The organism is Martelella sp., from assembly GCF_984369615.1.
The window spans coordinates 1-7,312 of record NZ_CFHTCS010000225.1 but is presented as its reverse complement, the minus strand read 5'-3'; the positions used below and the strand labels follow the sequence as shown (position 1 = coordinate 7,312).

Sequence of the window (7,312 nt, the reverse complement as noted above, 5' to 3'; positions counted from 1 at the left end):
CTTTTGGAAGCCGATCACCCCTCTAACGGGGTCCTTATTCCACGCCTAATCACAGCCGAAGGGGGAGGGGTGAAAGCCATAGCGGATGACGAGCCCGCCGCCGCCCGCCTTCCATTCGCCGGGCGACATGCTCTCATGCGTCACGAACAGGTCGTGCAGCCGGCCCGGTCCGGAAAGCCCGAGTTCGTAGGAGGTGTCCAGCAGCGGCAGCTTCTCCTCGCCGAGCAGGCGCTTGGCATGGTCGAGAGTGATTGCCTGGAGGAAGGCCTTGGGCGAAAGCCCTGCCCAGCGGGTAAAGGTCTTCTGCAGACTGGTCGGCGACATGTCGAGCCGCCGCGCGATTGTCTCGAGGCCCGGCTGCTCGCGGTACTCTTCGCTGATCATCGCGATGACCTTGCGCACGACGTCGTAGTCCGCGCCTGAGGGCGTTATCTCGATGGGTTCTTCGGTCATGGTTTCAAGAATGGCGTTCATCGTCCTGGCCTCCTTCGGAACAGGAAGGAAACACGCTTCGGCTTCGTGCCGCCACCCGAAACTTGCGCGTGGCGCTCAAATGCGCTGTTTGACGGTGGCCAGAGCCTGTTTCAGCGCCGCGGCGAAGCTCTCCCGGTCGTCCGGATTGAGAAAGGCGCCGATCTCGAGCCGTTCGTCGCGACTCAAGAGCCGCATGCCGGTAATGCCGAATTCTTCGTGGCGGTCGACGGCAAACCGCGTCCAGAAGGGGTTGAAATGGGTCTCGCTCATCCGTCCCGAGGGCGTGATCTTGCGCACGGAAACGGAAAGCCTGGAGACGGACACATGTTCGCGCACCCTTGCCGACCGGTAGGAAAGCCGGAATGCGATGTAGAGCGCGACAAAGGCAAGGCCGCAGTAAAGCGCGATCGGCCAGGCCCCATGGGCGGCGAACCACAGCGCATTCGGGAAGAAGCCGAGCGCGGCAATGGCGAGCAGCACGCGAAAACCCTTGCGCCCCAAAGAGCGATGGGGGAAAAGTTCAGCCGAAAACACCGGCCGGTCCTCGAACGCATTCACATCGGTCATAGCGTCAGCGATCAGAAAAAGATGACAAAAGCCAAGCCACAAGTGAGCACCCAAAGGGCGAAAAAGTCAAATCCGGCGTCCGCCGGCAAGCGCCCGCCCGCCCGCTCGGCCTATTCGAAGGACGAGATCCGCGAGATCTTCCGGCGGTTTTCGGTGCAGCGGCCGGAACCCAAGGGCGAGCTGGAGCACACCAATCCCTTCACCCTTCTGGTCGCCGTCGTGTTGTCGGCCCAGGCGACGGATGTCGGCGTCAACAAGGCGACGAAAGCGCTGTTTGCCGTGGCCGACACGCCGGAAAAGATGGCGGCGCTCGGCGAGGAAAAGCTTGCCTCCTATATCCGCACCATCGGTCTTTATCGCAACAAGGCGAAAAATGTCATCGCGCTCAGCGAACGGCTTATCGCCGATTTCGGCGGCGAGGTGCCGAAGACGCGCGAAGAACTGGTGAGCTTGCCCGGCGTCGGCCGCAAGACCGCCAATGTGGTAATGTCGATGGCTTTCGGGCAAGCGACGATCGCCGTCGACACCCACATTTTCCGCATCGCCAACCGCATCGGACTTGCGCCGGGCAAGACGCCGGATGAGGTGGAGGCGAAACTCGAAAAGATCATTCCGCCCGACTACCTCTTCCACGCCCATCACTGGCTGATCCTGCACGGCCGCTATGTCTGCAAGGCGCGCAAACCCGACTGTCCCGCCTGCGTCATCGCCGATATCTGCAAGGCGGCGGAAAAGACCTCAGAAATGCCGGCGCCGCTGGCGCCGATCGGATGAGTTTCGGAAATCAGATCGCATTCGCCCTTCGGTCTTCGATGTAGAGCTCCCGCAGTTTCAGGCTGATCTCGCCCGGCTTTCCATCTCCGATCTTCTCGCCGTCAATGGCGACGACCGGTGTGACGAAATTGCTGGCGGAGGTAAAGAAGGCTTCCTTTGCCGCCTTGACCTCGTCGACGGAAAACGGGCGTTCTTCCACCTTGAAGCCGTTGCGGGCGGCGATTTCCAGCGCCGAGGCGCGGGTGATGCCGGGGAGCACCACGCGCGACAGCGGGCGGGTGACGATCACATCGTCAGCGGTGACGATATAGGCGGTGGCGGAGGTCTGCTCGGTGACGAAACCGTCCTTTACCAGCCAGGCATCGTCCGCGCCCTTGTCATGGGCTTCCATCTTGGCAAGGCTCGGGTAAAGAAGCTGGACCGTCTTGATATCGCAACGCCCCCAGCGCAGGTCCTCGAGCGTGACCACGGTAATGCCCTTCTTCGCCGAGGCGGATTCGATCACGTTCTTCTTCTGGGTGAACATGGAGAAGGTCGGTGCCATGTCCTTTTCGAACATGAAGTCGCGATCACCGGGATTGCCGCGCGAGACCTGGAGATAGATCAGGCCCTCGCGCATGTCGTTGCGTTCGGCGATCTCCCGGTGCAGCGCCAGCAGTCCATCGTCATCGACGGGCAGTTTGATGCCGATCGCATCCGTGGAGCGTTTCAGCCGCGCGGCATGGCCGGGGTAATCCAGAAGCTTGCCGTCGAGCACACAGGTGACCTCGTAGATCGCGTCGGCAAAGACATAGCCGCGGTCGAAGATTGAAACCTTGGCTTCGTCTTCCGGCAGCCACTCTCCGTTCAGATAAACGATGCGCCCCATTTTCAAACTCCTGTTCGCCCTTTTCACCATGAAACGGTCATAACCTTGTCGGGTCTTCGATTCAAGACCGTATTCTTCGTCGTTCGTTGCGAGAATAACGAAAACGACGCATCAAACCACTGCGTCTTCCCGCATCCGCTTGACGATATGCACCATGAAGGCCGTGGCAAACAGCGGCGTCGCCAGGTTGACGATCGGGATCGCAACGAAACCGGCAACGACGAGACCGGCGAGAAACACGGTGAGGCCTTTTTCGCGCCGCAACGCGCGGGCGGCGGCGGGCCCCATGAAGCGCATTGCCGCAAACTCGAAGAACTCCCGCCCGAGAAGATAGCCGTTGACCAGAAAGAAGGCGACCAGATTGACGCCGGGAACGAGCAGAAGCGCCAGCGCGAAAATGTTGCCGAGGATGACGATGCCGAGGAATTTCAACGCTTCCTTCATCGCCGTGAGCACCGGCAGGGCGGTGCCGGGCGGATCGTCAGGGTAGTGCAGGCGCTCGATATGCTCGGCCGCGTCATCGAGAAAGATGCCGGCGACAAAGGCGGACACCGGCGCCATCAGCAGCCCAAGCCCGAGCGCCAGGCCGACGGCAGCCAAGATCAGCAGAACGAAGGTGATCCAGCCCGTCCATTCCGGCATGGTCGGAAACAGGTTGGCAAGGAGAGGGAAGGCGAGCCACAGGAACAGCGAGCGGATGGCAAACCACAGCGCGACGAGGCAGAGCAGGGAGAGGCCCAGCACCTTCCACAGGATGCCGCGCATCTTGGGGTCGATCAAATCCATTAGCGCTTGACGCGCCGCACTTAGAAGCATCGGCAATATCCCGGACCTGGCGTCCGCCGCGCGGGCGCTTCCCTCTCGATTTAGGTCACCGACCGCCGCCCTGCAAGCGCCCGCCTGGAGCGCCGTATGTTCATCCAGCGATGAAAGGAGCGCCTGCATCGCGAAAACCGGAGGCTCGCGATACAGGCGCGGGCCGTTCCTTAAGAACCGGAGCCCGGCTGCTGCTGCTCAGACAGCCAGTCAAGGCTGGCGTGGAGCCCGGTCAGGTCGGCGGTCGCAACTTCCTGGGTGTCGGGCCCCAGATAGCTGACCATGATCTCGTCCCTGCCGACGCGGGCGGCTGCCAGAACCGGCTGGACGATGGCCTGGTCGCGGGTCACGTAACCGCCTTCGGCATCGTCCTTCTTCAGGTCCTTGACCGCGATCGAGACGATGTCATGTCCGTCGACGGCAATCGTGAACACGCCGTCGCGATTGAGCGTCTCCATCCCGGTGATCGTCGGCAGTACCATCATCACCGGCGCATGCGGCTTGTCGGCCTTGACGAAGGCGGGAATGGCAAGTCCGCCGTCGTCGGCCGGCATCTCGCTGGTGGTCAGGCGGCAGGTCATCGCACTGTCGCAGGCCGCATTCCACGTGCCTCCGGAATCAAACATTTCCGCGGCCGAGGCGGCGGTCTGAAGCGAGAGAACACCAATGACTGTCGCGGCAAGACCCGCATAGACGATTTTACGCATCCTCATAAACGTCTTCCTTTCTGCATGTTGACAGCGGCAGAAGGAAGCCAATGATTCCCGCCAAAATTGTGGCGTGGAAATATGAATAATATTACGGGAATTTAAGGACTTGGCGAAAGCCCCGACACCTTAAGGGTTTGGTTGTGAGGGAACTTCCCAAGGCGGGCGAAACAAATTGCCCGGCCGAAGCCGGGCACAATCAAACCATTGAAAAGGCGTCATTTTGTGACGGCGCAATGCCGCAAGCCTTGCGCGCTTCAGGCCGCGTCCCTGGCCTTGCGTTCCAGCCTGCGGGCATGCAGCACCGGTTCCGTATAGCCGTTCGGCTGCTCGCGGCCCTTCAGCACCAGGTCCAGCGCCGCCTGGAAGGCGACCGATCCGTCGAAATCCGCGGCCATAGGCCGATAGGCGGGATCGCCCTCGTTCTGGCGGTCGACCACGGCGGCCATCTTCTTCATGGTCGCAACGATCTGTTCCTCGGTGCAGACGCCGTGGTAAAGCCAGTTGGCCATGTGCTGGGAGGAAATGCGAAGGGTCGCGCGGTCCTCCATCAGGCCGATATCATTGATATCCGGCACCTTGGAGCAGCCGACGCCCTGGTCGATCCAGCGCACGACGTAACCCAGAATGCCCTGCGCATTGTTGTCGAGCTCGGCCTGGATCTCCTTCTCCGACCAGTTCGGGCGCACCGCGACGGGAACGGAGAGAATGCTGGTGAGGCTGGCGCGCGGGCGGTCCTTCAGCGTCTCCTGCACCTTGGCCACGTCCACGGCGTGGTAATGCGTGGCATGCAGCGTGGCCGCCGTCGGGGAGGGAACCCAGGCGGTATTGGCGCCGGCCTTCGGCTGGCCGATCTTGGCTTCCAGCATCGCCGCCATCAGGTCCGGCATGGCCCACATGCCCTTGCCGATCTGCGCATGGCCGGCAAGGCCGCATTCGAGCCCGATATCGACATTCCAGTCCTCGTAGGCCGCAATCCAGGGGGCCGACTTCATGTCGCCCTTGCGGATCATCGGGCCTGCCTCCATCGAGGTATGGATCTCGTCGCCTGTGCGGTCGAGGAAGCCGGTATTGATGAAGACGACACGGTCCTTGGCCGCGCGGATGCATTCCTTGAGGTTGACCGTGGTGCGGCGCTCCTCATCCATGATGCCCATTTTCATCGTGTTCGGCTTCATGCCGACGATCTTCTCGACCCGGCCGAAAAGCTCGTTGGCAAACGCCACTTCCTCCGGCCCGTGCATCTTCGGCTTGACCACATACATGGAGCCGGTGCGCGAATTCATGTGGCGGCCGTTTTCGCCGATATCGTAGAGCGCGATCAGCGCGGTGACGGCGGCATCCATGATGCCCTCCGGAACCTCGCGGCCATCGGCATCGAGGATCGCCGGATTGGTCATCAGATGGCCGACATTCCTGACCAGCATCAGCGAGCGGCCGGGCACAGTCTTCGGATTGCCATCCGGTCCGGTAAATTCGACATCCTCGGCGAGTTTACGGGTGAACGTCCTGCCGCCCTTGGTGACCTCCTCCGTCAGGTCGCCCTTCATCAGGCCGAGCCAGTTGGAATAGGCGAGCACCTTGTCCTCGGCATCGACAGCGGCAACGGAATCCTCGCAGTCCATGATCGCGGTAATGGCCGATTCCAATCCGATATCGCCGATGCCCGCAGGATCATCCTTGCCGATCATGCTGTCGGGATCGACGAACACCAGCGCATGGAGGTTGTTGTTGACGAAATAGAGCCGGAAGGCATCGCCATCCTCTTGCCTGAAACCGGCATACTGCGCCGGATCGGCAAGGCCGGTCTCGCCGGCCGCCGTCTTGACGATCAGCGCGCCGCCATCATAGCCGAAGCCGGTGACATCGGCCCATTTTCCGGCGGCAAGCGGGATGTTTTCATCGAGGAAGGCCTTGGCCCAGGCGATCACCTTTTCGCCGCGCTTCGGGTTATAGCCCTTGCCCTTTTCCGCGCCGTCATCCTCGGCAATCGCATCCGTGCCGTAAAGCGCGTCATAGAGCGAGCCCCAGCGGGCGTTCGCCGCGTTCAGCGCATAGCGCGCGTTCATCACCGGAACGACAAGCTGGGGGCCGGCGATCGTGGCGATCTCCGGATCGACATTATCGGTTTCAACCGAGAAGTCTTCGCCCTCGGGAAGGATATAGCCGATCTCGCGCAGGAAGGCCTCATAGGCCGCCATGTCGGCCGGCGCGCCGTTTTCCTTGTACCAGGCGTCCAGTCGCTCCTGCATGGCATCGCGGGTTTTCAAAAGGGCGCGGTTCTTCGGCGCCAGTTCGTGCACGATCTCCGAAAACCCGGCAAAAAAGGCCTCGGGGTCGACCCCGGTTTCCGGAAGCACCTTTTCGGTGAGGAAATCATGGAGCGTCTTGTCGAATTGAAGGCCGTGTTTGTCGATGCGAGCCATGGGAAACGCCTTTTCGGATGAAATGTCTGCCGTCACTGTAGCGCCGCGAGCGACGAGGTCAATTCGGCGCGAATTTGAAATATTGTTTCCGATATGGAGTTAATAGGGACTATCACCGCCCGCCGGATGAAAGTTTTGCGAGATGGTCGGCGAGAATATCGTAGACCACGCGGATGCGACGGCTGGAATGAAGCTCGCGATGGGTCACCAGCCAGATCGGCACGGTGATCGGCCGGAAGGCCGGAAACACCTCTTCCAGATCGGGAAACAGCGCGACGTCCTCCCTCAGCAAAAGCCCGATGCCGAGTCCCGTGCGCATCAGCTCCATCACCAGCGTGCCGCTTTCGGTGATCACAGGGAAATTATCAACGGTCAGCGTGATCCCCTCCTCGGCAAAAACGGGAAGGAGCTGCTCGCGGAACTCGAAGCCGAAGAAATCCGCCGATTTCAGCTTATCGATCGTCACCGGACGGCCGAGGCGGTCGAGATAGCTCTTTGCCGCGTACATCGTCGCCGAGGTGACGCCGACCTGCTTGGCGATCAGTTCCGGCTCGGTAGGGCGCGCATGGCGGATGGCGATGTCGGCCTCGCGGCGGATCAGGTCGGAAAGGGCGTTGGACGTCTTGATGTCAAGCGCGATGCCGGGCGCGGTCTTGCGGATCTTCGCGACCACGCCCGGC

The 7,312-nt window shown here is 61.6% G+C and carries 7 protein-coding genes and 1 pseudogene; 1 reads left to right on the top strand and 7 read right to left on the bottom strand.

Annotated features, from left to right (window positions below):
• Positions 1-54: 54 nt before the first annotated feature.
• Together AC5DC2_RS16250 and AC5DC2_RS16245 are read right to left on the bottom strand one after the other, a co-directional pair.
• Positions 55-474: pseudogene (locus tag AC5DC2_RS16250) on the bottom strand (helix-turn-helix domain-containing protein); the annotation flags it as partial.
• 75 nt (positions 475-549) lie between these two features.
• Positions 550-1,041: a DUF2244 domain-containing protein gene (locus AC5DC2_RS16245; RefSeq protein WP_024706290.1), complete on the bottom strand. Its 492-nt coding sequence runs from the start codon at positions 1,039-1,041 to the stop codon at positions 550-552.
• A 21-nt stretch (positions 1,042-1,062) separates the two neighbouring features.
• Here AC5DC2_RS16245 and nth point away from each other — a divergent pair, with 21 nt between their 5' ends.
• Entirely contained in the window at positions 1,063-1,815 is a 753-nt protein-coding gene (gene nth / locus AC5DC2_RS16240; protein WP_491699229.1) for an endonuclease III, read from the top strand.
• A gap of 10 nt (positions 1,816-1,825) precedes the next feature.
• Here nth and AC5DC2_RS16235 read toward each other — a convergent pair whose 3' ends face one another.
• The 5 genes from AC5DC2_RS16235 to AC5DC2_RS16215 all read right to left on the bottom strand — a co-directional run.
• Positions 1,826-2,683 (bottom strand): D-amino-acid transaminase, encoded by an 858-nt coding sequence (locus AC5DC2_RS16235; RefSeq protein WP_491699228.1) that lies wholly within the window; start codon positions 2,681-2,683, stop codon positions 1,826-1,828.
• Positions 2,684-2,794: 111 nt separating this feature from the next.
• Positions 2,795-3,499 carry a sulfate transporter family protein gene (locus AC5DC2_RS16230; protein WP_491699227.1) on the bottom strand — a complete coding sequence of 235 codons (705 nt, stop codon included), beginning with the start codon at positions 3,497-3,499 and terminating at the stop codon, positions 2,795-2,797.
• Positions 3,500-3,669: 170 nt separating this feature from the next.
• The gene (locus AC5DC2_RS16225; RefSeq protein ID WP_024706287.1) at positions 3,670-4,212 is read right to left on the bottom strand and encodes a hypothetical protein; all 543 of its coding nucleotides are present in this window, start codon (positions 4,210-4,212) and stop codon (positions 3,670-3,672) included.
• Positions 4,213-4,463: 251 nt separating this feature from the next.
• Positions 4,464-6,632, bottom strand: a complete 2,169-nt coding sequence (locus AC5DC2_RS16220) for a malate synthase G (protein WP_491699226.1) — start codon at positions 6,630-6,632, stop codon at positions 4,464-4,466.
• A 112-nt stretch (positions 6,633-6,744) separates the two neighbouring features.
• Positions 6,745-7,312: LysR substrate-binding domain-containing protein (locus tag AC5DC2_RS16215; RefSeq protein ID WP_491699225.1), on the bottom strand; the 568-nt coding region annotated here is incomplete at its 5' end.

What these genes read in the sequence shown, in the direction of transcription:
- AC5DC2_RS16225 (WP_024706287.1), bottom strand. Translation starts at nt 4,212, where the DNA reads ATGAGGATGCGTAAAATCGTCTATGCGGGTCTTGCCGCGACAGTCATT.
- AC5DC2_RS16220 (WP_491699226.1), bottom strand. Translation starts at nt 6,632, where the DNA reads ATGGCTCGCATCGACAAACACGGCCTTCAATTCGACAAGACGCTCCAT.
- AC5DC2_RS16245 (WP_024706290.1), bottom strand. Translation starts at nt 1,041, where the DNA reads ATGACCGATGTGAATGCGTTCGAGGACCGGCCGGTGTTTTCGGCTGAA.
- nth (WP_491699229.1), top strand. Translation starts at nt 1,063, where the DNA reads ATGACAAAAGCCAAGCCACAAGTGAGCACCCAAAGGGCGAAAAAGTCA.
- AC5DC2_RS16235 (WP_491699228.1), bottom strand. Translation starts at nt 2,683, where the DNA reads ATGGGGCGCATCGTTTATCTGAACGGAGAGTGGCTGCCGGAAGACGAA.
- AC5DC2_RS16230 (WP_491699227.1), bottom strand. Translation starts at nt 3,499, where the DNA reads ATGCTTCTAAGTGCGGCGCGTCAAGCGCTAATGGATTTGATCGACCCC.